The following is a 24,691-nucleotide window of genomic DNA, read 5'->3' as shown; positions in this document are numbered from 1 at the left end:
TATCGACTCCTTACAACTGTAAATTTTTAAGATAAGCCCTGAAGTCTTCGCCCAAATCCTCCCGGCGCAGGGCAAATTCCACGGTAGCCCGCAAAAAGCCCAGCTTATCACCTACATCATAGCGTTTGCCGGTAAAATTATACGCCCAGACCGGCTCGCTTTTAGCCAACACCTTCAGTGCATCGGTAAGCTGGATTTCGCCACCTTTGCCTGGCTGGGTCTGCTCCAATATATCAAAAATTGATGCCGAAATAATATACCGGCCCAAAACCGCCATATTGCTGGGAGCTTCCTCCACCGACGGTTTTTCAATCATATCCGTTACCTTTAACAGGTTGGCCCCATTTATTTCCTCACCGGCTACCACCCCATAAGAGCTGATGCTTTCATCCGGTACCAGTTGGCAACCAAGAACACTGCCACCGTAGGCGTCGTGAATATCAATAAGCTGCTTTAGAGCAGGTTTATCCGGATTATACACCACATCATCACCTAACAGCACCGCAAATGGGTCATTGCCCATAAAAGACCGGGCGCACAAAATGGCATCCCCCAGACCTCGCATATACTTTTGGCGAATATAATGAATGTTTATGTCAGCGGTTTCCCGCACCATGGCCAGCAAATCGTCCTTGTGCTTTTCCGCCAGCATAGCCTCCAGCACCGGGGCCGAGTCAAAATGATCTTCAATGGCTCGTTTGGCATGTCCGCTGATAATAAGAATTTCCTCAATGCCGCTGGCCAGCGCTTCCTCGACAATATATTGAATTGTCGGTTTGTCAACAATGGGCAGCATTTCCTTCGGCGTTGCCTTGGTTGCCGGCAAAAATCTGGTACCGAAACCAGCGGCCGGTATAACTGCTTTTTTTATTTTCCGCATGGCATACTCTCCAGTATCTAAAAGTTTTATATCGTTATAACGCCATTGTTCAAATTTTTCTTCTTTAGAAGAAAAATCTTCCAATTATCTTTAGAAGAAAAATCTTCCAATTAGCGTTTCCCTAAAGGACTAGCTTCGCGTCGCAACGAGCTGGGAGATATGCTCGCCAGCTGTTGTAGTTTGTTTCCCCCCACCTAAAGAGGTGGGGGACATCTTAAAGCTCGTTATATTATAGCATTTTTAGCAAATAAGTAACAGCTAAGATATCGATTAAAACCTTCTATTCCCTTCGGGTTAAACCTCATCCGTCACACTTCGTGTGCCACCTTCTCCAAGGGAGAAGGCTTGAATCCTGCCTTCCCCTCTGGGGAAGCACCTACAGGCACTAGGAGCAAAGCTCCGTCGGTGTCAGCGCAGCTGACGAATGAGGTCTTATATGCCGCAGGGCATTCCTAGTCATGTTAGCCCCTTACATCGAGAAATTGGGCCTTGCCATGGAGACAGACTGCCTGGGAATCCGCTGGAAAGAAAATGCAGTCTCCCCGGAAAAACTTGATATACTCCCCGTCATCCATAAAAATCGTCCCGCAGCCATTGGTACACAACAAAACCCGGAAGGAATTTTCATCCGCCCGGTATTCCACCAGCTGTTTTACCCGCTCCGTGTTAATCAGCATTCGATTTACTTCAAAATACTTGCACCGGCATAACAGCTCCGTAGCACAGCCCTGCCTATATTTAAGGGACCGGATGGGCTGCCGGGGCTGTTCTGCACTATTTAGGTTGGCCACCGCCAAAGCCTTGTCAATGTGCAAAGGCCGCTGTTTTCCCGTCTTGTCCACCCGGTTGTAATCATAAAGCCGATAAGTCAGATTGGAATTTTCCTGGATTTCCGCCACCAGAGCCCCGGCTCCAATGGCATGAATGGTGCCAGCCTCTATGTAAAACACATCATCCGGCTGGATGGGTACCCGTTGCAGATGTCGTTCCAATGTCCCCTTCTCTATACTGCGGCGCAAGCTATCAGCTGTCATAGTGTGGTTCAGGCCATATACCAGCTGGGTATCCGGCTTGGCATCCAGGACATACCACATCTCTGTCTTGCCCAGCTGCCCCCCTTCATACTGACGGGCATATTCATCATCCGGATGAACCTGTACCGACAAATTCTGCTTGGCATCGATGAATTTAATCAGAATAGGCAATTCTCCTTGCGTCCGAGGATGGGACCCCAAATATTCCGGATGCTTGTGCAGAATATGAGTAAGGCTTTCACCGGAATATTCCCCGCTGGCCGCATAACTGGGCCCGTCCGGATGGGTGGAGCATTCCCAGGTTTCGGCCAGTGGATTCATATCTATGTTTTTGGCAAAATCATCGTTCAATCTGCGTCCGCCCCAGATATAATCCTTGCCGGAAGGCCGCAGCAAAAATGGTTTATTCCTCATTCCAGCTCAAATTTCTCCTTATCCTCCACACTGATTTCCTGCCCCAGCTGCACCTCAATCATCTTCAGCTCGCTATCAGCAAATACAGTATGACGGCACCCTGCCTCCATGGTCACCACATCCCCGGGATGAATTTTCTGCTCCATACCATCCACTACGGTACGACCGGTACCGGACAGTACCACCCAGACCTCATCCCGATTTTTATGGTTGTGATAATTCATATTTTTTCCGGCCTGCAGCTCCACCTTAATGGTCAGGCTGGAGTCGTCCACATCCAGCACCCGATAGCTGCCCCAGGATTTTTCGGCAAACATAACCTGCTGCTGAATATCCTGCACAAAGGGTTTTATATAGCCGGAGTCTTCCTTATCAGACACCAAAACACCATCCGGACTAACGGAAATCACCACATCATGCAAGCCCATAGCCAATACCGGCAAACTCGTATCATTCAGAATATGCACATTTTGGCATTTTTCATCCATAACACCTTTACCAACAATGTGCTCTGCCATGGACTCTGTCAAGGTATTCCAAGTACCGACATCCTTCCATGCGCCGCCATAGCGCTGCACCTGAATTTTGTCTTCCTTTTCTACCACCGCATAGTCAAAGCTGATTTTGGTAAGATCAGCGTACTTGGCATACAGATCGTGATAATCATCGAAATCCATCAGTGAATGGGCTTTGTCCAACACATAGCCCAGCTTATAGGCAAAAACCCCACCATTCCACAGGGCACCCTGACTGATATATTGTTTGGCCGTTTCCACATCCGGTTTTTCCTTGAAAGTCGCTACCTCACTGGTGGTGTCTTTGGAGGTAGGAATAATGTACCCGTATTTTTCACTGGGATAAGTTGGCTCAATGCCCATAAGAACCAGATTGGCTTCCCCCTTGGCCGCCTGCTGACTCAGCTGGGCCAGGGCTTCAAAGTAACTATCATCTACATAGGGATCCACCGGACAAACCACCACCGGCTCATTCGGGTCGACCCCTTTTATATCCGCCAGATAGGCACTGGCCAATACTATGGCTGGAAAGGTATCCCGCCGACACGGCTCCACGGATACCCCCACATCCTTGCCCAACTGATTTTTTATAACGGAAACCTGCTTGGCGGAAGTGGCAATAGTCACTACAGCGTCCTTGTCCACGGTTTTAATCTGGCGATAAACCCGCTGCACCATGGACTCGTATTCATTGCTGTCATTTTTGAAAATTTTAATAAACTGCTTGGACCGGATATCATTGGACAGAGGCCACAGCCGAGTACCGGACCCGCCGGATAGCAGGATAATGTTCATAATGTTATCTCCTTATACAATTTTATGGTGGACCCCCTCTGTCACTTCGTGACATCTCCCCCAGGGGAGACGAGGTTAAGTGGTTATGATATCGACTATACCACATTGTACGTCTTAGCTCCCCACTGGCGACGAGGTTAAGTGGTTATGATATCGACTATACCACATTGTATTTCTTGGCTCCACACTGGCGACGAGGTTAAGTGGTCATGATATCGACTATCCTACATGTACATCTTGGCTCCCCAAGGGAGACGAGGTTAAGTGGTTATGATATCGACTATCCCACATTGTACTTCTTGGCTCCCCACTGGGGAGCTGACTGCATAGCAGTCTGAGGGGGTTGCATTACTTAAAATATGCTTTTAGTTCGTTGACCATTTTAGCTTCGATAGCAATGGCCTGTTCCTTACTGTCCGCTGAAACGCTGATATAGGCTTTCAGCTTTGGTTCCGTGCCGGACGGACGCACCACCAGAGAAGAATTTCCCTCCAACAAATATTTTAACACATCCGCCTGTGGCAAACCATCCAGTCCTGTGGAATAATCCAGTACCTTAAGCACTTGCTTTCCACCAATGTGCTCTAGTCCCTGTCGGAACTTTTTCATTATATCCTGCATTTTCGCAAACCCGGCTGCACCATCGAACTCATAGGAATGCAGCGTATTAAGGGAATATCCGTATTCCTTGTACAACTCGTTAAGCCGGTCGATAAGGCTTATCCCTTGATTTTTATAATAAGCAAACATCTCACAAATCATAAAGGCCGCATCCACTCCATCCTTGTCCCGGACATAGCTGCCAGTGAGATAACCATAGCTTTCCTCAAAGCCAAAAATATAATTTTCAGCTTTGCCAGCCTGCTCCATGAAGCCAATCTGTTCACCGATAAATTTAAAGCCGGTAAGGACATTGCGGGTAGACACGCCATATTTGGTGGCAATCCGTTCCCCCAAATCCATGGTAACAATGGTTTTTATCATCACCGGCTCCGCTGGCATAATCCCCAATGCTTGCCGCCGGGCACAAATATAATCCAGCAATAATATTCCCGTTTCATTGCCGGAAAGCAGCACATATTCCCCTTGGGAATTTCTCACAGCAATGCCCACCCGATCGCAGTCCGGGTCAGTGGCCAGCAGCAAATCAGCATTATGTTGTTTGGCGTAATCCATCCCCAGAGTCATGGCTTCCTGAATTTCCGGATTCGGATACGGACAGGTCGGGAAGTTGCCATCCGGCTGCTCCTGCTCCTTCACCACCGTAATATTGGTATATCCCCCCTCTGTAAGGGCCCGGATAACCGGCTTTAAACCAGCTCCATTTAACGGGGTATAGCAAATAGCCACATTTTTATCAACAGCCAAATCCCCCAGCACTGATTGGCTTTTCACGGCATCAATAAAGGCCGTATATACCCTATCAGCTATATAAGAAATTTTCCCGGACTGCAGCCCTGACGCAAAGGACTCTTTTTTTACATCGGAAAAGATATCCAGTTTGTTGATTTCTGACAGAATTTCCCCAGCCGCTGCTGTAGTAATCTGACATCCGTCTGCACCATACACCTTGTAGCCGTTGTATTTGGCTGGATTATGACTGGCCGTTATCATAACACCGGCTGATGCCTTTAAATAACGGGTAGCAAAGGATACCGTTGGCACCGGCATAAGCTGCGGCCAAATATGTACAGCTATATCATTGGCAGCAAGCACTTCCGCTGTGACCTGGGCAAACACATCGGATTTTATCCGGCTGTCATAGCCAATAACCACTGATGGGCTGGCATATTTTTTCCGCAGGTAATCAGCCAAGCCTTGGGAAGCCTTGGCGACGGTGTAAACATTCATCCGGTTGGTGCCGGCACCGATGACTCCCCGCAGTCCACCGGTTCCAAACGCCAAATCACGATAAAAGGCATCCTCAACACCTGCCTGAGTCATATTCATCAATTCGTTGGCCACATCGCCATCATCCACAGCCAATTTCTGCCAAAGATGATATTTATCCATCAAATTATTGTCCATTTTCCATCCTCAAAAATGAGCTGCAAATCTCGGTGTGAAATCTGCAGCTCATGTTTTTTATCCAACTATCTTATTGTTAAGCCTTCCAAAGTCCATGCAGGTTGCAATGCTCATAGGTTGCTACCAAAGTCTCACCTTCACCGAGAAGGAACTGGGCCTCAGGCTTGTCCTGTGGCGTGAGCTTTTTCATATGACAGCCTTGGTTGGTTTCAATGGCAATCCACTCAATATAATGAGCATCAGTCATCGGATGTTCAACACTGCCCACCTTAACCGTCACCTTGTTGCCTTCTACCGTAACAGCCGGTACATGCTTTTCCTGGGCTGCATCAGTAGTTCCCGGAATAAGTTCAGTCATTCCCTGGCCACAGCATACCAATGGGCCGCCGCCATCCTTGATAACCGTGATAACATTGCCACAGAGTTCACATTTGAAAAACCTCATTACAAACCCTCCCATCAACACACACATCAATTCGAAATCCAGCAATTAGCTTTATGGTAATTATACATTAGTTGCCGGCTTTTTTCCACCGGGAAAAAGGCCGGCTACTGATAATTAACGGTTATATTTATCCACCAATGCCGCCAGCTGGTTGGCCTTAGCCGCAGTTAAAGCCCCAGGCAGCATCCGCCAACTCCAATTTCCTCCGGCAGTACCCGGCAAATTCATCCGATTATTGCCATCCAAGGCCAATATATCCCAGGTTGGGACAATGGCAATCCGAGCTTTGGAGGCATACGCCCGTTCAATCATCGCCTCACAAATATCCTTACCAGTACAATCAGTCAGTCCCAGCATATTGATGACAGCTTCTCTGGTTTCCACATCGGCATCTTCATCCAGCCAGCCCACTGTGGTGTTATTATCGTGAGTGCCGGTATATACCAGTGAATTTTCCGGCTCCACATAATTCACCCGTTGGCGGTCATTGAAGTGAAGCTCAAACTGCAAGACCTTCATCCCAGGGAAGCCACATTTTTCCCGCAATGCCTCCACTTCGTCGGTGATAATTCCCAAGTCCTCGGCCACTATCGGCAAATCCCCCAGGGCAGTCTTTATCTTGTCAAAAAACGGCTTGCCCGGTCCTTTTTTCCACACGCCGTCAATGGCGGTTTCCGCATCACCGTCCACTTCCCAATAGGCCTCAAAACCTCGGAAGTGGTCGATGCGAACCATATCCACTGTGGCCAGCATGCGCTTCATACGGCTAATCCACCAATGATAATTCTGAGCTTTCATTTCCTCCCAATTATATTGTGGATTGCCCCAAAGCTGGCCGGTTTTGCTGAAATAATCCGGCGGTACACCAGCCACCTTGTACGGCTTGCAGTTCCGGTCCAGTTTAAACAACTGCTGATTTGCCCACACATCGGCACTGTTTAAGGAGACAAATATTGGCATATCCCCCAGCACCTGTATGCCTTGGTCATTGGCATAAGACCTGAGCTGCTGCCATTGCACATCAAAGATGTACTGTTCAAAACATTCCTGGCGAATTTCTGCCTGCAGATTTTCTCTGGCCTGGGCCAAAGTCGCCGGTGTCCGGTGCTTCAAATCAATCTCCCAGTCCACCCAACCAGCCTCGTTGTTTTTGACGGAAATGGCCCTAAACAAGGCATACTCATCCAGCCAATAAGCTTCTTTCTGACAAAAGGCCTGATAACCCGCCATCAACTGTTGGTCAGCCTGACTAAAGAAGTTGTTGGCCGCCTTGGTCAACAGCCGCCGTTTTACCGTCTTGGCCAGCTCATAATCGGTTTTGTTCAATGGTGGCCTATCCGGCATAGCTATGTCTTCTATGCTGAGCAATCCCATTTCCACCAGCTTTTCCGGTGAAATCAACATGGTGTTTCCGGCAAAGGCCGACGGCGAAGCATACGGCGAATAGCAGTTATCCACCGGAGTTAACGGTAAAATCTGCCAAATCTTCTGCTTGGCCTTGGCCAAAAAGTCCACAAATTCGTAAGCCGCCGGGCCAAAATCTCCCACGCCGTACGGTGATGGGAAGCTGGTAGGATGCATCAGCACACCGCATTGGCGAGGATATTTGTTGGGTTCTTTATTACCCCGATAAATAGCCACCCCATGCGCTGGCAATTCCACCTTGATTACATCCCGAACAATCGGCAGAATTTTACCATCTTGCAGCACATCGATAAAAGACCCGGACCACAAATCCCGTACATTGACATATATTTCCTGCTTTTCCCGCCCCCGGTTCAGCAAAATAATAAACACATCATTCGGGGCAGCTTGCCCAAAAACATCCTGACCATTTTCAATCAGGCGGACATAGCCATACACATCACCTTGGGCATAGACCGGCATAAATTGGCCAGTTTGCAGAACGATGTTGTCATTGCGCAGCTTGATAAGTTGTTTGCACCACTGGCGCATATCCTCATCGCCATTTTCCCAATCATACGGGCATCGGCAATATGGATCCCGATAGCCCTGCATACTGATTTCATCGCCATAATAAACACTTGGAACCCCCGGGAAGGTCATCTGCCAGGCCACCGCCTGCTTTAGACGGGCCTTGCCTAATTTTAGATGGTCTTCATCCAGTTTGAACTCGGCCTGGACCCGCTCCGGCATACCATTGGTTGGCGGTGCCTCTCCCAGCAGGGTTAAAATCCGCTCCCGGTCATGGCTCCCCAACAAATTCATCATGGCATAGAAATTTTGGGCCGGATAATTTTCCTTCAAACTGTTAATGAAGCGGGAAACCTGCCCCCCGTCTGTATGTCCCAATAGAAAATCCAGTACAATTTTGCGGAATGGATAATTCATGGCAGAGTCAATCTCATAACCGCACAGATAATGCCGGTTCATCCCATAGGCATTTTTATTGGAAGCATCCTCCCACACCTCGCCTATCAAGACCGCCTCCGGGTCGGTCTTCTTCAGCTCCTTATAGAAGGCCTGACTGAACTGCTCCGGCAGCTCATCAATAACATCCAGCCGCCAGCCACTAATGCCCTGCTTATTCCAATGGTGCAGTACACTGTTCTCGTTATGGATAATAAAATCCATATAGGCCGGATTTTCTTCCTTCACATTCGGCAAATTGGTGAATCCCCACCAGCTTTCATAAACATTTGGATAATCGATAAAGCTATACCAGCTGTAATACGGCGACTCCATGGACTGGCAGGCCCCCACTGAATCAAAGTTGCCAAATTTATTGAAATACTTGCTGTCTGCGCCGGTGTGACTGAATACCCCGTCCAAAATAATTCGGATTCCCATTTCTTTGGCCGTCCGGCACAAATCGTTAAATTCTTCTTTTGTACCTAAAATCGGATCTGTTTCCATATAATCCGCCGTATCGTAGTGATGATTGCTGGCAGACAAAAAAATTGGATTGAGATAGATTACAGAAATGCCCAAATCCTTCAAGTAAGGAAGCTTCTCTTTGATACCGGCAAAATTCCCCCCAAAGAAATCATAAGCCAGTATATCCCCCGTATCCAGGTCCTTAAAATAATGGGGCTTGTCCTTCCAGGAGGCATGATAAATAGCATTTGGCTTTTCGATGATTTTATCACCCTTGCGATAAAATCGGTCCGGAAAAATCTGATACATTACGGCATGCTTAAACCAATCCGGCGTCTTGGCCCCCTGCCGATAGACGGTTATCTGATAAGACGCCCGTGGTTCATCACATACTATACCAACGCCACCTAGCCGTTCATCGTTGTTGCAGTAGAAATAATCACGGCCATCCACCGTAATGATGAAATAATACCACAGCAAAGTGCCATCATCTGGCATTTTCACCCTGGCTTCATAGTATTTTCCTTCCAAATCCGACTCCATAGGCTGGACAGATTCTCCCACCCGGTCCTGCCACAGGCGAACCTTGACTGAGGTTATCCGCTCATCCGTATCAAACCGCAGCCGCAGCAGCACCTGGCTTTTGGCCTCGGCAGCACCTATTGGGCTGCGATAAAATTCATTTTGTGAATCGTGGGTAACATTTAACATGGCTGCCACATGACCTCCCGTCTAAAATGCTGGATATAAGAAAAGGGGACACCCGTCCCCCTTTTCATATTAAAGTTCAAATCACCCAATCAGCTGATTGTACATATCAATGTATTCCTTGGCAGATCTCTTCCAGCTGCAGTCTGACTTCATGGCATTGGTCTGAATTTGCGACCACAAGCCAATGGACTCATACTCAGTCAGCGCCCGCTTAATAGTGTACATCAAATCATGGGCATTTATATCACTAAATGTATAACCGTTACCAGTAGCCTCATATTTATTATAGGCCTTTACTGTATCCTTCAGACCGCCAGTCTCCCGAACAATCGGAACTGTACCATATCTGAGGGCTATCATCTGACCAATGCCACATGGCTCATAAATGGATGGCATCAGGAAAATATCCGAGCTGCCGTATATCCGCTGGGCCAACTCATTGGAGAAATATATATTGGTGGAAACCTTGGTAGGATACCGCCATTGCAAATCCTTAAACCAATCCTCAAACACCTTGTCGCCGGTTCCAAGGAGCACAAACTGACACTCCTCGTGGGTCAAAATCTCATCCATAATACGGATGATAAGATTTAAGCCCTTGGCTTCTACCAGCCGGGAAACCATACCAATCAGCGGTATGTTGCGACCTTGTGGCAAACCCAGCTGTTCCTGCAGACGAACCTTGTTCTCCAGCTTCTTGGCCAGACTGTTAATATCAAAATTCTCAAAAAGATATTTATCCGTGGCTGGATTATAAACATCCACATCGATACCATTGACAATGCCCCGCAAGGAATCCCGGCGACTGCGGAGCAGGCCATCCATCTGCTCACCATAAAATTCGTACTGAATTTCCTCAGCATAGGTACGGCTTACAGTGGTAATCATATCAGCATATACAATGCCGCCCTTCATAAAGTTCACACAATCATGGAACTCCAAATCACCATTGTTAAAGTATTGCCAGTCAAGACCGAGAACATCCCCCATAATGTTCTTGTCAAAAATCCCCTGATATTTCAGATTATGAATGGAGAAGACGGTTTTGATGTTTTCATAGCGCTCATCACCGTTATGCTCCAGCTTCAAAAAGACATTAACCAACGCAGCATGCCAATCGTTGCTGTTGATTACATCCGGCCAGAAATCCATAGCCGGCAACAGATTCAGTACTGCCCGGGAGAAGAAGGAAAATCTTTCCGCATCATCCCCATAGCCATACATGCCATCCCGACGGAAATATTCCTCGTTGTCCACGAAGTAATATGTTACGCCATCGTATACCAGTTTTTCCACACCGGCATATTTCTGTCGCCAGGACACTGGCACAGTAATGTCGGCCACATGCTCCATCTGGTTACGATATTCCTCAGGAATATTACTGTATTTTGGCAATATCACTCTGGCATCAATGCCCTCAGCCACCAAAGCCTTAGGCAAAGAGCCGGCCACATCCGCCAATCCTCCTGTTTTAATAAATGGTACTGCTTCCGAAACTACATATAATACTTTCATACATCTATACCTCTCTTTGGACACAAACTTTCCTGCCCTATGCAGCCTCTAATGTGTTGAACACCAACTTATTCCGCGGCTTTTTTCGCCCGGTTAGTTCTGGTGGTTTTAGATTTAGTGGCAGCCTTTGCAGTATTGGTCTTAGTGGTGGTTTTAGTTGTGGTGGCCGTTTTTCGGGTCCGGGTAGCTTTTGGCTTTTCCTCGGTTTCCTTTACCTCACTGGCTTTTTTCCGGCCACGGGTAGTTTTGGGCTTTTCCTCGGTCTCCTTAACCTCGCTGGCTTTTTTCCGGCCACGGGTAGTTTTTGGCTTTTCCTCGGTTTCCTTTACCTCACTGGCTTTTTTCCGGCCACGAGTAGTCGTAGACTTTGCTTCAGCTTTATCTGCCGTTTTTTTTGTCTTGGCAGCAACCACCTTTTTGATCACTTTGCTACTGGGGGAAGACTCCCCTTCTTTCTCCCCCTTATATTCCAGATAGATAGTCGCCAAAGGCGGTACCGTTACCAGAATGGAGTGCTGCCGATTCTGCCAGGTCATCTCCTCTGTCTCAATATCATAATCATTCAAAACATTGGAGCCACCAAATTCCCCTGCATCACTGTTGAACACTTCACGATAGACACCGGCCTTCGGTACACCAAAGCGATACCCCTGTCGAACCTCCGGTGTAAAGTTGCAGATAGCGATGATGAAGTCCCCGTCCTCGTCCTTGCGAATAAAGGACACCACACTGTCATCCGCATTTTCACAATCAATCCACTCAAAGCCGTTCCAGTCAAAATCAACCTGCCAAAAGGCTTTGTGATCAACATAAAATTTGTTCAAGGCCCGGGAATACTCCAGCATCTGGGTATGCTTTTCATATTGCTCTACCAGATGCCAATCCAGACTGTCGTCAAAATTCCACTCAATGAACTGACCAAACTCACCACCCATAAAGAGTAGCTTTTTGCCCGGATGAGCCATCCAATAACCAAAGAAGGCCCGCAAGCCGGCAAATTTTTGCCAATAATCTCCCGGCATCTTGCTGATAAGGGAGCACTTGCCATGTACCACTTCGTCGTGGGACAGTGGCAATACAAAATTCTCGTTGAAGGCATACATCAAGGAGAAGGTCAGCTTATCATGGTGCCACTTACGATAAATTGGATCAAGACTGATATAACGAAGAATATCGTTCATCCAGCCCATATTCCACTTGTAGTTGAAGCCCATGCCCCCCATATAGGTTGGCTTGGAAACATTCGGCCAGGAAGTGGATTCCTCGGCAATCATCAAAGCTTGAGGATAGAACTTAAACACGGCCTCGTTCAGCTTATGGAGGAAATCAATGGCCTCCAGATTACCATCGCCACCGTATTTGTTCGGCACCCAATCTCCGTCCTGCCGACCATAGTTCAGATAAAGCATATTGGCCACTGCATCTATCCGCAGTCCATCAATATGATACTGCTCCATCCAAAACAGGGCATTGGAAATCAAAAAACTTTGTACCTCAGTGCGGCCATAATCAAAATTTATAGTTCCCCAGCCGGCATTATCGGCCCGCTGGATATTATCCGACTCATATAAATTCTGACCATCAAAATCCCGCAAGCCTTGGTTATCCTTGCAGAAATGCCCCGGTACCCAGTCCATAATAATACCGATACCAGCCTGATGAGCCTTGTCAACCAAATAACAGAAATCATCCGGCGTTCCATAACGGCTGGTAACAGCATAGTAGCCGGTGGCCTGATAGCCCCATGATCCATCAAATGGATGCTCACACAGAGGCATAAACTCCATATGGGTATAATTCATACTCTTAACATAATCCACCAGCTGATCTGCCATTTCCCGGTACGATAAATAATCTCCCTCCAAAGTCCGGCGCCAGGAGCCAAGATGAACCTCATAGGTCAGCATAGGCCGACTGTAAGACGGGTTATCCTCCTTGAACTTAATCCACTTTTTATCCTGCCATTTGTAGTTGTTCAAATCATATACAATGGAGGCCGTTTCCGGCTTTTTCTCCGCATAAAATCCGTACGGGTCCGCCTTCATAATATGCGGTCCTTCATGCTGTGGTAATATGGCATATTTGTAAACTGTTCCGGCGCCCAATCCCGGTATGAACAAATTCCAAATCTCGCCATCCCCCAGCTTGGACATTTTATTTACCCGGGTGTCCCAGTTGTTAAAATCACCAACAACAGAAACCTCCTTGGCATGGGGTGCCCATACGGTAAACCGAACGCCCTGCTTCCCATTCTGAGTCATAATATGCGCACCTAACATTTCATAAGCGCGATAATTTGTCCCCTGATGAAACAGGAATAAATCAAACTCGCTAAGTTCAGATGTATTCATTGAATACCCCCTTCCATACAAGCACCAGTTATTTTATCTCCACTGGCTCGATTCCCCAAATATCCTCGGCGTACTCCTGAATAGTACGGTCGGAGGAGAATATGCCAGAATTGGCAATATTCATAGCCATGGACCGGGCCCAGGCATCCTTGTCCTGATAACGGCGGACAATTTCTTCATGAGCTGCAATATATGCATCAAAATCCTTCAGAATGAAGAACTCATCATTACTGTTAATGAGATAATCAAACAGGGTTTGGAAATTGCCATAGGTACCATCAGTCAGCTGATTCATAACGGTACGAACCCGCTCGTTGGTATTGTATTCATCCCAGGCACTATAGTTGCCGTTTTCATAATAAGCAAGGACTTCTTCAGCCCGCAGGCCAAAGATAACGCAGTTATCATCCCCCACCTGCTCGTGAATTTCCACGTTGGCTCCGTCCAGAGTACCCAAAGTAATGGCACCGTTCATCATAAACTTCATGTTACCAGTACCGGAGGCTTCCTTGGAGGCGGTGGAAATCTGTTCACTGACATCCGCAGCCGGATATACCATTTCACCCAGAGAAACACCGAAGTTTTCAATAAATACAACCTTAATCTTGCCGTCAATGCTAGCATCGTTGTTTATCTTATCCGCTACAGCATTGATAAGGCGAATGGTTTCCTTGGCAGTATAATATCCCGGTGCAGCCTTTCCACCGAAGAAATACGCCACTGGTACCGGCATATCATAATTAGGGTCAGTCTTCAAGCGGTGGTACTGATACATAATATGCATAATATTCATCAGCTGCCGCTTGTAGGAATGAATGCGCTTTACCTGCACATCAAACATAGAATCAATCTTAACCCTTATCTTGTTATGGGACCACACATACTGGGCCAGTTCCCGCTTGCGGGCCCGCTTGATCTTGGTCAGTTCCTTCAGGAAGCTTGCGTCATCGACAAAGTCATTCAGCTTCGCCAGCATCTTGTAGTCAAACCGCCATTTACGGGTCAATTTGCTGTCGATAAGGTGTGCCAAATCATTGTTGGCACTGATAAGCCACCGGCGATGGGTGATACCATTGGTCTTGTTGTTGAATTTTTTCGGGAAAAGCTTATAGAACTGCTTTAAGGTGCTGTTCTTCAAAATATCGGAGTGAATTCTGGCCACACCGTTTACACTGTAAGACCCCACAATGGCCAGATGGGCCATATGAACCTGCCCATTCTCGATAATTGATACTGACCGCACCAGTTCCTCATCCCCTGGGTACTTCTTCCGTACATCCTCCAGGAAACGGCGATTGATTTCCTCAATAATCATATACAGACGCGGCAATACGCCCTTAAACAGGTCAATATCCCATTTTTCCAAGGCTTCCGGCAAAATGGTATGGTTAGTATAGGCCATGGTGTGCGTGGTAATATCCCAGGCATCTTCCCATTCCATGCCTTCCTCATCCACCAGAATGCGCATCATTTCAGCTACTGCCGTAGCCGGATGAGTATCATTGATATGAATGCCGATCTTGTCTTCCAACCCATAGAAATTGTCATGGGTGAGCCGATAGTGGCGCAAAATACTCTGAATACCTGCGGAAGTAAAGAAATACTCCTGTATCAGACGGAGGCGTCGCCCATCTGAGGACCGATCATCCGGATAAAGGTACTCAGTTATTTTATTTACCCAGCGGCGATACTCCTGCCGCTCGTTAATCTGCTCCTGGGACAGAGTGGCATAATCGGAGAAATCACGATTTACTTCCGCATTCCACAGGCGCAGGTTATTAACCGTATTATTCAGATAACCGATAACCGGTACATCGTAAGGAACCGCCATAACCTCGGCATAGTTTTCGTGTACCAGCTCCAGCCGATCTTCTCCCGGAACCTCCTTCATATAGGCGTTACCACCTATCCGAACGGTAACAGCTTTGTTTGGTTTTCTAAATTCCCAGGCAAAGCCATCCCTTAGCCAATTATCCGGAATTTCTATCTGGGTACCGTTGATGATTTTCTGTTCAAACAAACCATACTGATACCGCATACCACAGCCATGAGCCGGCAAGCCCAAAGAAGCCATGGAGTCAATAAAGCAGGCAGCCAAACGGCCCAGACCACCATTTCCTAAGCCAGCGTCTGGTTCCTCATTGTATATTTCATCAATATTCAGCCCCAACTCCTGTAGCATAGCCTGCAACGGATGTTTCAAATCAAGATTGATAAGATTGGTATTCAGCAAACGGCCCAGCAAAAATTCTATGGAAAAATAATAAATCTGCTTTTTGTTTTCCACAGCATACTGTTTGTTTGTTTTAATCCAATTTTCCGTAGTGTACTGTTTTACCACATTGGCAATGGTATTGTATAACTCATTTACAGACAGCTCAGACAGCTCTCTGCCGTACAAAATTCTCGAAGTATTGATAAAACGGAACTTCAATTCTTCCTTGAGGTTTCGCTCTTCCTTAACCTCGTCCTTGTGTCCCGTGTCTTTCTTAACTACATTCTGCCCAACATTTTTCTTTTTAGCTGCATTACGCCCCGCGTCTTTTTTCTTAGCTGCCATAAAATCACTCCTACACTAAATGACATTTTTCGATGTTGGCAATATGCCAAATCAAGCCACAGAAATGAAATTCTCTCCCATTGCCGTGGCTTGATAAATGCTTTAGATTACAGTTCCCTTAGCAACTACCAAAGGATAATTTTCAGACCCCTTCAACCACTGGTCCGCCGATATAATAACATTCTTGTCACAAATCACATCCCGCAGCATCGCGTTTTCTTCAATCTGACACTGCTCCATAATTATGCAATCCCGTATCTTAACCCCAGGAGCCACCTTAACCCCCCGGAACAGAACGCTGTTCTCCACTTCGCCATATATCTCACAGCCATTGGCCACCAATGAATTGGTCACCCGGGCGCTTTCCTTATACTGCACCGGTGCCGCATCCTTGGTCTTGGTATGGATTGGGTTATCCCCCATAAACAATTCGTCCCATACCTCATGGTTCAAAATTTCCTTATTGGCATTGAAATAAGCCATAGTGGAATTTACTCTGGACACAAAGCCCTTATGCTCATACGCATAGATGCTGTAGTCATTCATATGACGGATAATGCCATCCACCAACAAATCACTGCCGCCCCGCTCAAAGGCCATGGAAACAATCTTCACAAAGGTGTCCCGGGCCATGAGATAAATCCCCAAAAAGTCATTGGACCCCTTGGTCGCCGTGAGCTGCTTTGCTATATCATTTACACAGCCATCACCGGCTATTTTCATTGCCACTGCATCCCCTGGCAAATCAGACTTCGCCCGACTATAAATCATAGTTATGTCAGCACCGGTATTCTGGTGGAACAGCAGCACCGGCCGAAAATCGATATTATACACAGTATCCGCCTGAGCCAGCAGCACATAATCAGCCTTGCTGTGCTTGATATAATCCAAATTGTGGTAAATAGTAGCCAAGGTGGTTGGCACCTGATGTCCATCCAAATCACTCGGCAAATACACAAGGCCCTCTCTATGTCTGGCCAAATCCCAATCCTTACCGGAACGCAGGTGGTCAAACACTGGTCTTGCCTTGTTGGAAAGCAGTACACCCACATGACTGATACCGGAATTTACCATACTCGAAAGCGCAAAATCCATCAGACGATAACGACCAGCCATCGGCAAGGCTGCTGCCGGACGACGGTCACTCAGCTCCTTTAACATAGTTTTTGCACCGTCAAGTTGAATTATCCCCATCATATTGCCCAATACAATCAGCTCCGTTTCTATTATCTAACATCAGCTTACCTGCTGACCACTATCTGCAGCTTCTACTGTCTCTCCTTCAGGAACCACAGCAATCGCTCCCGGCTCACCCAATACTTGGGCACTGGCGGAAATGACACTGTTTTGCGCTACTATAGCGTGGTCAACCACCGCATTGTCTTCGATTACGGCAAATGGCATAATAACCGAGTTGGTAACCTTCGCACCTTTTCCAACTTTTACGCCAGCTGATAAAACTGAATGACTGACAGTGCCTAAAACCATGGACCCTTCATTGATCATGGAACGGCTGATGTCAGCATCTGCCCCCACAAAATGTGGCGGTAATGATGGATTGGCGGAATAAATATTCCAGGAACTGTTAATGGAGAATGGTGGCTCATCCTGCAACAGGTCCATATTAGCCTGCCAAAGGCTCTCAATGGTTCCTACATCCTTCCAATAACCCTCGAATTTATAGGAGAATATTCTTGCCTGATTTTTCAGCATGTTTGGAATAATATTTTTTCCAAAATCATGACTGGAGGTTTCATCAGAAGCATCAGTCTTCAAATACTTGTCCAAGAACTCCCGGTTGAAAATGTAAATACCCATGGAGGCCAAATTGCTCTTTGGCTTGGATGGTTTTTCCTCGAATTCCACAATGCGGCCATCCTTCTTGTCAGTATTCAAAATACCGAACCGTGGGGCCTCTTCCCAAGGCACCTCAAACACACCGATGGTTACATCGGCCTTATTGGCCCGATGGGCTGCCAGCATCTTGGCATAATCCATGGTGTAAATGTGGTCACCGGACAGTACCAGTACATACTCCGGATCCACCATATCGATGAAATTCAAATTCTGGTAGATGGCATCCGCAGTCCCCTTATACCAGTCTGCCCCCTTGTCCCGAGCATACGGTGGCAATATAAACACACCACCATCTGATTTGTCCAAATCCCAGGTATCACCTGTGCCCAAATATGAGTGCAGCTCCAATGGCCGGTATTGGGTAAGTACCCCTACCTTCTCAATCCCGGAATTGGTGCAGTTGGAAAGTGGGAAATCAATTATCCGATACTTTCCGCCGAATGGTACCGCTGGCTTAGCTATATTTTTAGTTAAAGCCCCTAGCCGACTGCCTTGCCCGCCAGCCAATATCATGGCCACACATTTTGTCTTACTCATAAAACTCACCCCTTCTTTTTATGAATTGCAACAGTATGATTTTAATACTACCCACTAAATATAAAATATCATAATGTATGTTGTCTTACATTCTTCTATAAAATATATAAAAATCCTTCAAAAAAATAGAAAAATAAAAGGAATTTAGTATTTTGAGACAAAAGTACCTTGTTCATAACTTTTAATTATGGATTAAAATTTCAAACAAATACCATGGCTATCGATCCCACAAACATAGCAATACTCATCCCTTTCAGGACATTGGCCAAAAACCATTCCTGATTCCCCCGGGCTTTTTTCAGCACTATATGGGCTTCATACACCAAAAATGATGCGGTAAAAAAACAAAGGGGAACATCCCCATCAGCCAGGCCAAACAGAAACAAGGCCAAGGACAGGGCCATACCTGCCTTTTCCCCGTTGGTAAATATGGCCTCCTTTTTCGTAGATACCTTGTATATTGTCCCCTTGTATCTAAAACCTGGCATATCAATCTTTCCTTTCAATCATCCAGGCCCCGTTGTCAATCAGCCGAAGGATGACATTGTGACGCTGAAGGATACTGGAACGGTGTCCTACACTGACTACCGCCATATCCGGAAATTCTTCCTTTAATTTGTCATAGGATCTGGCCTCCAGCTCCTCGTCCATAGCTGAAGTTGATTCATCCAAAAAGGCCAGCTGGGGTTTAAAGAGCAAAATTCGGATAAAAGCAATGCGCTGCTGTTCGCCCAATGATAAAATCCGGCTCCAGTCATCCACCTCATCCAACTTATCCCGCAGAGTGGACAGGCCAAATTCATCTAAAAGAGCCGCAATATCCGTTTCATCATTTTCAGGTACTGACTGAGGATAATAAATTGCCTGACGCAGTGTACCTAACGGCAAATAAGGCCGCTGCGGCAAAAACATAACCCGCCAGTCATCCGGCATGGCAATCTGACCGCTGCCATATGGCCAAAGCTCGGCCAAAGCCCGCAACAGTGTACTCTTACCCGCTCCCGATTTACCGGAAACCAGCAGATATTCCCCCGGATTTACCGTTAAATTCAACCCTTCAATCAGTTTATGCCCCTCTGGCAAGTCTATCTCAATGTCAGACAATGCCAAAGCATCAGCTTCGTTGTTCATCCGCCTGAACTTGGACTCCAACGCATCCACTTCCTCCATATGCTGGGTAAAGCCGCTAAGACGGCGGATAACTGCTACATATTTTGCGATGGAATCGTAGGCGTCTACAAAATAGCTCAAAGCATCCTGCACCCGACCAAAGGCACTAAGCGTCTGCATAAATCCACCCAGCTGCATTTCTCCGGCAAAATATTTTGGCGCAGCCATCAATACCGGAAAAATTACTGCCAGCTGACTATAACCGTTAATATAGAAATTCAGCAGCTTGGTCCGCTTCATCAGTCCCCAGAAATTATTGATTACCATCTTAAACCGGTCCTCAAAGCCATCGGTTTCCGGCTGTTCCCCCCGATAAAATGCAATGCTTTCACTGTTTTCCCGAACCCGAACCATATTGAAACGGAAATCAGCCTCAAAGCGCTGCTGATCGTAGTTAAGACCAATCAGCTTATATCCCACCTTATGGGCCAGCCAAGTACCCACAATGGAATAAATCAGACACATAAATACCATATATCCTGGTACCGATACTACAGTTTCCCCAAACGGTATTTCCAGAATGCCGGACAAATTCCACAGCACGGCCACAAAAGCCAGCAGGGTGGTCAACTGCTTTAGGAAGCCCAGGAACAAGGTAAGGGTCAAATTGATGAATGCATCAATATCCTCCGAAATTCGCTGGTCTGGGTTATCCATATCAGACTTTAAAACCTGCAGCTTATAATAAACCTGCTTGGCCATCCAACTCCTCAGATACTGTCGGGTCATCCAGGTTCGCCATTTTATCTGGAGCATTTGCCGCAAATACACCGCATATACTGCCATTATGATATACACAAAGGCCACCAGCATAAACTGCCCGATGAGGGGCCAAAACAATGAAAAATCATAATTTTGCAGTGCGTTGTAAAAATCGTTGTACCACTGGTTCAGCAAAACCAGCATATAGACCTGCCCCAAGCTAAGAAAAATAATGACACCAAGCATTCCCCTGGCCCACCATTTTTCCTCCGACTTCCAATAGGAGCGCATCATCCGCCAGACATTTCTGGCCATATCTCCTTTTCGCAATACATACACCTCCAATACTTACATCACAATTATACAGCCTTTATATGAAATTTTCCTTAGGAAAAACTGAAAAAAAATGATAGAATACATCTGTATAAAACTAATTGGAAGGTTTAAGTATTGCCATGATTTTACTAATTATCAGTGCTGTGGTCGTATTTGTACTCACAGTTCTTGTACTGGAACGAAATATAAAAAGCCGGCTGGTCTTTGGTGCCTTTTGTCTGTCCCTGGTAACAGCCATATCCATTCTTGGCTACACCTACCTGGTCAACACCAGCACCTATACTGAGCCGGACGAATCCACCATCCGCCATATTACAGCCCAACAGCAGGCCTTTGGCGAGTGGTATACCATTTATAAAAAGAAACTGGAAAATGTGGATTATTATTGGGTGTTATATCATCGTATACTGACTGATTTTAAATATGAACGGATTTCTCTCAACGAAGCCCATCAGCAGTTGTCCACTCTGGAAACTGATGTCGTCGGTCTTCACAAGGAAATTTTTCAGATGATGCCCCCTATAAGCCTTGATGATAATAATTATGATTTGACAGCCTCCATGCTGGAAAAAACCAAGTCCTATTCCGATGCGCAGCTGAAAACCATCCGTGCTACCAAAGCAGCAGCCGATCCGGATAAGACCATTTTCAACAACCACGACCAGCAGGTACAGGCCCTGAATGATGCCAGATTGCTTAATGCACCGGATATGCTGTTTACCGCTCGGGAAATCACCACCCTGCGGGATAACCTCACCATACCGGAGGTGGATTGATGCAGGCCTATAAAACTATTGCCGAATGCGGCACAGCTTTTTATGAAATTCAAAAATCAAAATTTTATACCTATACAGCTCCTGTGGCAGATGAAGCTGCCGCCCGGGAATTCGTCCAAGGCATAAAAAAGAAGCATTTTGACGCCCGTCACAATTGCTCAGCCTGGGTACTGGGGGATGACGCCAGTCAGCAAAAATCCAATGATGACGGCGAACCAGGGGGTACTGCTGGTAATCCGATTTTGGAAGCCATCAAGCAGCATGGCCTCACCAATGTGGTGGTGGTGGTTACCCGCTACTTTGGTGGCATAAAACTGGGGGCCGGTGGCCTGATACGGGCCTATAATCACGCCGCCTCACTGGGGCTTGATGCATCACCGCTGGTGGAGGTAAAGCCCTTTTGTATGGTATCGGCGGAAATGGATTATACTTTGCTGGGTACCATCGAAAACTGGGTTCGCAATAACAGCATCCGAACCAGTGGAACCGACTACACGGACAGGGTTACAGTAAGGCTTTTAATCGAGCCTCAGAATGTGGATACAGCCAAGGCCTCCCTCATCGACCTTACCGCCGGTCAATGCCACATCACAGTGGATGAAGCGGAATTTATGAAAGTGCCAATCGAAAATTCATAACATACAAAAAGGACTGAAGCGCAACTGCCTCAGTCCTTTATTTTTTACTATGCTATTTATTTAACAAGTCATACTCCGGGAAAGTGGTCAACAGATAATTGGCAATTATCTCACCGATTATCCGCTTGCCTTCATGATCCGGATGCAAGCCATCGGTAGTGAAGTTTTCCTTCAGCTGTCCGTATTCATCCTTCAACGGGGTGGTAACATCCACATGATACGGTTGATTCATAATCCACTGATTTAATATTTCCTGCTCAGCCTGCCAATTCCATACCGGTTCCTCAACTGTTTCCACATGTTGCATAAGATCGGCATTTATTGGTGTAGCTGTGGCAAAAACCGGTATGATGTCATGAAGCTGACATTCGGCCAAAATCTGTTCCATAGCAGCAATGGTATCCCAGCCTGATTCTCCGGCCCGGAAATTATTTACGCCTCCCATAATCACCAAAATCTTTGGGCTAAAGCATACCACATCTCTGTCAAATCTGGCCGCCATATCCTGCACAGTGTCGCCACTATGCCCCAAATTTTTTATTGGCACCTTGGAATAGGTTTCCCAGCTATAAATAACATACCCTGGCGGTGTGTTGCAGGTACCGCCGCCATGGGTAATACTATCCCCCAGTGCCGCAACCTTTACCCGGTTCTCTACTGTAAAATAGTCCGGCTCAGACCATTCCGTATTGGGCTGGCCATTTTTATCAACTGACCGGACCTGCCACATATATCGACCCGGCCAAGTATATCCTCCATCCTCATACAGCACATTGCTGTCGGTTTGGAAGCTGCGGATCACCTGATATTGCCCTGGCGAATCCGCCTTTTCCCGACTGATATGGACATCGTAGCCACCACTGCCAGCTACTGGTATCCAGGAAAACACCGGATACAACGGCACATAGGCCATACGGTTAAACTCCGTCGTGCCCCGGGGCATTGATGGATTTAGTTCCTCATTTTTTAGTGGCTTTATGTCTGTATAATCACCTATCACATTGCCATTGTAGCCCAAGGGGCACACCCGCCAATAATAATGTTCAGCCTCAGGCATATCCTCCGTATTCAGCTCGTAGCCGTTGACCGGTATGCGGTTTACCGCCTTCACCCGATTGGTCAGACTGCTGTCCGGTGCTTTCATTATCTCCAGCCGATAGCTTACCGCTCCGGCAATAATTGGCCAATTTATTCTGACTTTATTGATCGTCCGGGCATCGGCCTGCCCCATAGAAACCAGCCAGCTGCCCAGCACCATTAAGATGGCCAGACTCACCGGTAAAAATCTATAAATAAATTTCAACTTTATCTCTCCCAGAGTTATTCTTCCTCATCAAATTTGATATTGGTAATAATTCGGCCCAATCTGGTCCCAGAAATGAAATTCCACAACCATTTGGTACCTACGGTAATATCAGCGTGGGTTCCTTCCAAGCGTAGCAGATGCAGGAACATCCAAATGCACCAGGCGAAAAAGCCGCCAATCTGCAAAAAGCCCCAGGATACTACCGCTTCACAGCGACCGATGGTGGCCATACTGCCATAATCCTTGTAGACAAATTCCTTCAGCTCTGTCTTGCCGGCAATCAGGCGCTTAATATTTTCCACTGCCACCACGGCTTCCTGATTGGCCACAGGAGCCACTGTCGCCAACGGTCGACCATCCTGCAGGAAATGGGCATTATCCCCAATGGCAAAAATCTCCGGGTAGCCAGGGACCTGCAAGGTCTTTTCCACAACTACCCGTCCGGCCCTATCGCATTCCGTCCCAATGGTGGATGCCACCGTATGCGCCCGGACTCCTGCCGCCCAAATGACGGTTTTGCTTGGAATAAAGGTACCATCCTTCAGGGTCAATCCGTCCTCGCTGCAATCCGCCACCGCAGTGTTCAGTATCACTTCTACGCCTTTTTCCTTCAGCACCTTCAAAGTGTAGTTCCGAAGCTTTTCCGGCATCATCGGCAGCACCTTGTCCGTCGCCTCGATAAGTTTGATACTGACTTCGTCAAAATTTAAAAACTGATAATCCTTTTTCTGGACTGCAACCAGCTCCGCTAAGGCACCCGCCTCTTCCACCCCGGTAGGTCCTCCTCCTACGCAAATAAAGGTCAGCATCTGTCGCCGCACTTCTTCACTGTCCAGCTGCTTATTGGCCCGCTCGAACATATGCAGGACATGATTGCGGATGTGCAGGGCTTCCTGGATAGTCTTCATTCCATAAGAATATTTTTTTACATTCTCCATACCGAAGAAATTGTTGGTAGCTCCTGCCGCCACCACCAGATAATCATAGGAAATATCACCGTGATTAGTATGAAGTATTTTATTTTTCCCATCAATACCCGTGGCCTTGGCCATAAACAAATCGATATTCTTCACCTTACGGAACATGGCCCGAACCGGGAAGGATATGTCGTCGGTGGACAATACCGCCGTGGACAGCTGATACAGCAATGGCTGAAACAAATGATAATTGGTTCGGTCCACCACAGTTATTTTCACCTTGGCGCCGGCCAGTGCCTTAACAGTTGACATACCACCAAATCCGGCTCCGATGATTACTACATGAGGTATTTTTTCACTCAAAAT

General features: G+C 46.9%; 17 protein-coding genes. 2 read left to right on the top strand and 15 right to left on the bottom strand.

Translation table 11 applies throughout. The annotated features are described in order from the left end of the window. Positions 1–10: 10 nt before the first annotated feature. The 13 genes from galU to QZV24_RS04230 form a co-directional block, all read right to left on the bottom strand. Complete coding sequence (gene galU / locus QZV24_RS04290) at positions 11–880, bottom strand: UTP--glucose-1-phosphate uridylyltransferase GalU (RefSeq protein ID WP_294520597.1); 870 nt, start codon at positions 878–880, stop codon at positions 11–13. 461 nt (positions 881–1,341) lie between these two features. After that, a complete protein-coding gene (locus tag QZV24_RS04285) occupies positions 1,342–2,328 on the bottom strand; it encodes a type I phosphomannose isomerase catalytic subunit (RefSeq protein ID WP_294520593.1) in 987 nt (328 codons plus the stop codon). Further along, complete coding sequence (locus QZV24_RS04280; protein ID WP_294520590.1) at positions 2,325–3,638, bottom strand: sugar phosphate nucleotidyltransferase; 1,314 nt, start codon at positions 3,636–3,638, stop codon at positions 2,325–2,327. Before QZV24_RS04280 ends, QZV24_RS04285 begins: the two co-directional genes overlap by 4 nt. A 348-nt stretch (positions 3,639–3,986) precedes the next feature. Beyond that, positions 3,987–5,666, bottom strand: coding sequence for a phospho-sugar mutase (locus QZV24_RS04275; RefSeq protein WP_294520587.1), 1,680 nt, complete (start codon positions 5,664–5,666; stop codon positions 3,987–3,989). A 76-nt stretch (positions 5,667–5,742) separates the two neighbouring features. Next, on the bottom strand, positions 5,743–6,111 hold the full coding sequence (locus tag QZV24_RS04270) for a desulfoferrodoxin family protein (protein ID WP_294520583.1): 369 nt from the start codon (positions 6,109–6,111) through the stop codon (positions 5,743–5,745). 114 nt (positions 6,112–6,225) lie between these two features. After that, positions 6,226–9,660, bottom strand: coding sequence for a 4-alpha-glucanotransferase (gene malQ, locus QZV24_RS04265; RefSeq protein WP_294520644.1), 3,435 nt, complete (start codon positions 9,658–9,660; stop codon positions 6,226–6,228). An 81-nt stretch (positions 9,661–9,741) separates the two neighbouring features. Further along, positions 9,742–11,175, bottom strand: a complete 1,434-nt coding sequence (glgA, locus tag QZV24_RS04260) for a glycogen synthase GlgA (RefSeq protein WP_294520580.1) — start codon at positions 11,173–11,175, stop codon at positions 9,742–9,744. Positions 11,176–11,243: 68 nt separating this feature from the next. Beyond that, complete coding sequence (gene glgB, locus QZV24_RS04255; protein WP_294520578.1) at positions 11,244–13,526, bottom strand: 1,4-alpha-glucan branching protein GlgB; 2,283 nt, start codon at positions 13,524–13,526, stop codon at positions 11,244–11,246. 28 nt (positions 13,527–13,554) lie between these two features. Further along, positions 13,555–16,086 (bottom strand): glycogen/starch/alpha-glucan phosphorylase, encoded by a 2,532-nt coding sequence (locus QZV24_RS04250; protein WP_294520575.1) that lies wholly within the window; start codon positions 16,084–16,086, stop codon positions 13,555–13,557. A gap of 102 nt (positions 16,087–16,188) precedes the next feature. After that, complete coding sequence (glgD, locus tag QZV24_RS04245; RefSeq protein WP_294520572.1) at positions 16,189–17,292, bottom strand: glucose-1-phosphate adenylyltransferase subunit GlgD; 1,104 nt, start codon at positions 17,290–17,292, stop codon at positions 16,189–16,191. A 30-nt stretch (positions 17,293–17,322) separates the two neighbouring features. Next, a complete protein-coding gene (locus QZV24_RS04240; protein WP_294520569.1) occupies positions 17,323–18,480 on the bottom strand; it encodes a glucose-1-phosphate adenylyltransferase in 1,158 nt (385 codons plus the stop codon). Positions 18,481–18,680: 200 nt separating this feature from the next. Beyond that, positions 18,681–18,968 (bottom strand): hypothetical protein, encoded by a 288-nt coding sequence (locus QZV24_RS04235; RefSeq protein ID WP_290656441.1) that lies wholly within the window; start codon positions 18,966–18,968, stop codon positions 18,681–18,683. Between the two features lies 1 nt (position 18,969). After that, the gene (locus QZV24_RS04230; protein ID WP_294520641.1) at positions 18,970–20,667 is read right to left on the bottom strand and encodes an ABC transporter ATP-binding protein/permease; all 1,698 of its coding nucleotides are present in this window, start codon (positions 20,665–20,667) and stop codon (positions 18,970–18,972) included. Positions 20,668–20,807: 140 nt separating this feature from the next. Between QZV24_RS04230 and QZV24_RS04225 the strand changes: the two genes are divergently transcribed. Then, positions 20,808–21,464 (top strand): hypothetical protein, encoded by a 657-nt coding sequence (locus tag QZV24_RS04225; protein ID WP_294520566.1) that lies wholly within the window; start codon positions 20,808–20,810, stop codon positions 21,462–21,464. Continuing rightward, positions 21,464–22,102 (top strand): YigZ family protein, encoded by a 639-nt coding sequence (locus tag QZV24_RS04220; protein ID WP_294520563.1) that lies wholly within the window; start codon positions 21,464–21,466, stop codon positions 22,100–22,102. The genes QZV24_RS04225 and QZV24_RS04220 overlap by 1 nt, the downstream gene beginning before the upstream one ends. Positions 22,103–22,154: 52 nt before the next feature. Here the strand turns inward: QZV24_RS04220 and QZV24_RS04215 are convergent, their stop codons facing one another. Both QZV24_RS04215 and QZV24_RS04210 read right to left on the bottom strand, forming a co-directional pair. Then, on the bottom strand, positions 22,155–23,405 hold the full coding sequence (locus QZV24_RS04215; protein WP_294520560.1) for a GDSL-type esterase/lipase family protein: 1,251 nt from the start codon (positions 23,403–23,405) through the stop codon (positions 22,155–22,157). A 17-nt stretch (positions 23,406–23,422) separates the two neighbouring features. After that, entirely contained in the window at positions 23,423–24,691 is a 1,269-nt protein-coding gene (locus tag QZV24_RS04210) for an NAD(P)/FAD-dependent oxidoreductase (RefSeq protein WP_294520638.1), read from the bottom strand.

The organism is uncultured Anaerovibrio sp. (genome assembly GCA_902786545.1).
Taxonomy (GTDB): domain Bacteria; phylum Bacillota; class Negativicutes; order Selenomonadales; family Selenomonadaceae; genus Anaerovibrio.
This window is presented reverse-complemented; position numbering and strand designations above follow the sequence as displayed.

Bases quoted from the DNA above. Each gene is read 5' to 3' on its own strand.
- galU (WP_294520597.1), bottom strand. From the start codon at position 880: ATGCGGAAAATAAAAAAAGCAGTTATACCGGCCGCTGGTTTCGGTACC.
- QZV24_RS04285 (WP_294520593.1), bottom strand. From the start codon at position 2,328: ATGAGGAATAAACCATTTTTGCTGCGGCCTTCCGGCAAGGATTATATC.
- QZV24_RS04280 (WP_294520590.1), bottom strand. From the start codon at position 3,638: ATGAACATTATCCTGCTATCCGGCGGGTCCGGTACTCGGCTGTGGCCT.
- QZV24_RS04275 (WP_294520587.1), bottom strand. From the start codon at position 5,666: ATGGACAATAATTTGATGGATAAATATCATCTTTGGCAGAAATTGGCT.
- QZV24_RS04270 (WP_294520583.1), bottom strand. From the start codon at position 6,111: ATGAGGTTTTTCAAATGTGAACTCTGTGGCAATGTTATCACGGTTATC.
- malQ (WP_294520644.1), bottom strand. From the start codon at position 9,660: ATGTTAAATGTTACCCACGATTCACAAAATGAATTTTATCGCAGCCCA.
- glgA (WP_294520580.1), bottom strand. From the start codon at position 11,175: ATGAAAGTATTATATGTAGTTTCGGAAGCAGTACCATTTATTAAAACA.
- glgB (WP_294520578.1), bottom strand. From the start codon at position 13,526: ATGAATACATCTGAACTTAGCGAGTTTGATTTATTCCTGTTTCATCAG.
- QZV24_RS04250 (WP_294520575.1), bottom strand. From the start codon at position 16,086: ATGGCAGCTAAGAAAAAAGACGCGGGGCGTAATGCAGCTAAAAAGAAA.
- QZV24_RS04240 (WP_294520569.1), bottom strand. From the start codon at position 18,480: ATGAGTAAGACAAAATGTGTGGCCATGATATTGGCTGGCGGGCAAGGC.
- QZV24_RS04235 (WP_290656441.1), bottom strand. From the start codon at position 18,968: ATGCCAGGTTTTAGATACAAGGGGACAATATACAAGGTATCTACGAAA.
- QZV24_RS04230 (WP_294520641.1), bottom strand. From the start codon at position 20,667: ATGGCCAGAAATGTCTGGCGGATGATGCGCTCCTATTGGAAGTCGGAG.
- QZV24_RS04225 (WP_294520566.1), top strand. From the start codon at position 20,808: ATGATTTTACTAATTATCAGTGCTGTGGTCGTATTTGTACTCACAGTT.
- QZV24_RS04220 (WP_294520563.1), top strand. From the start codon at position 21,464: ATGCAGGCCTATAAAACTATTGCCGAATGCGGCACAGCTTTTTATGAA.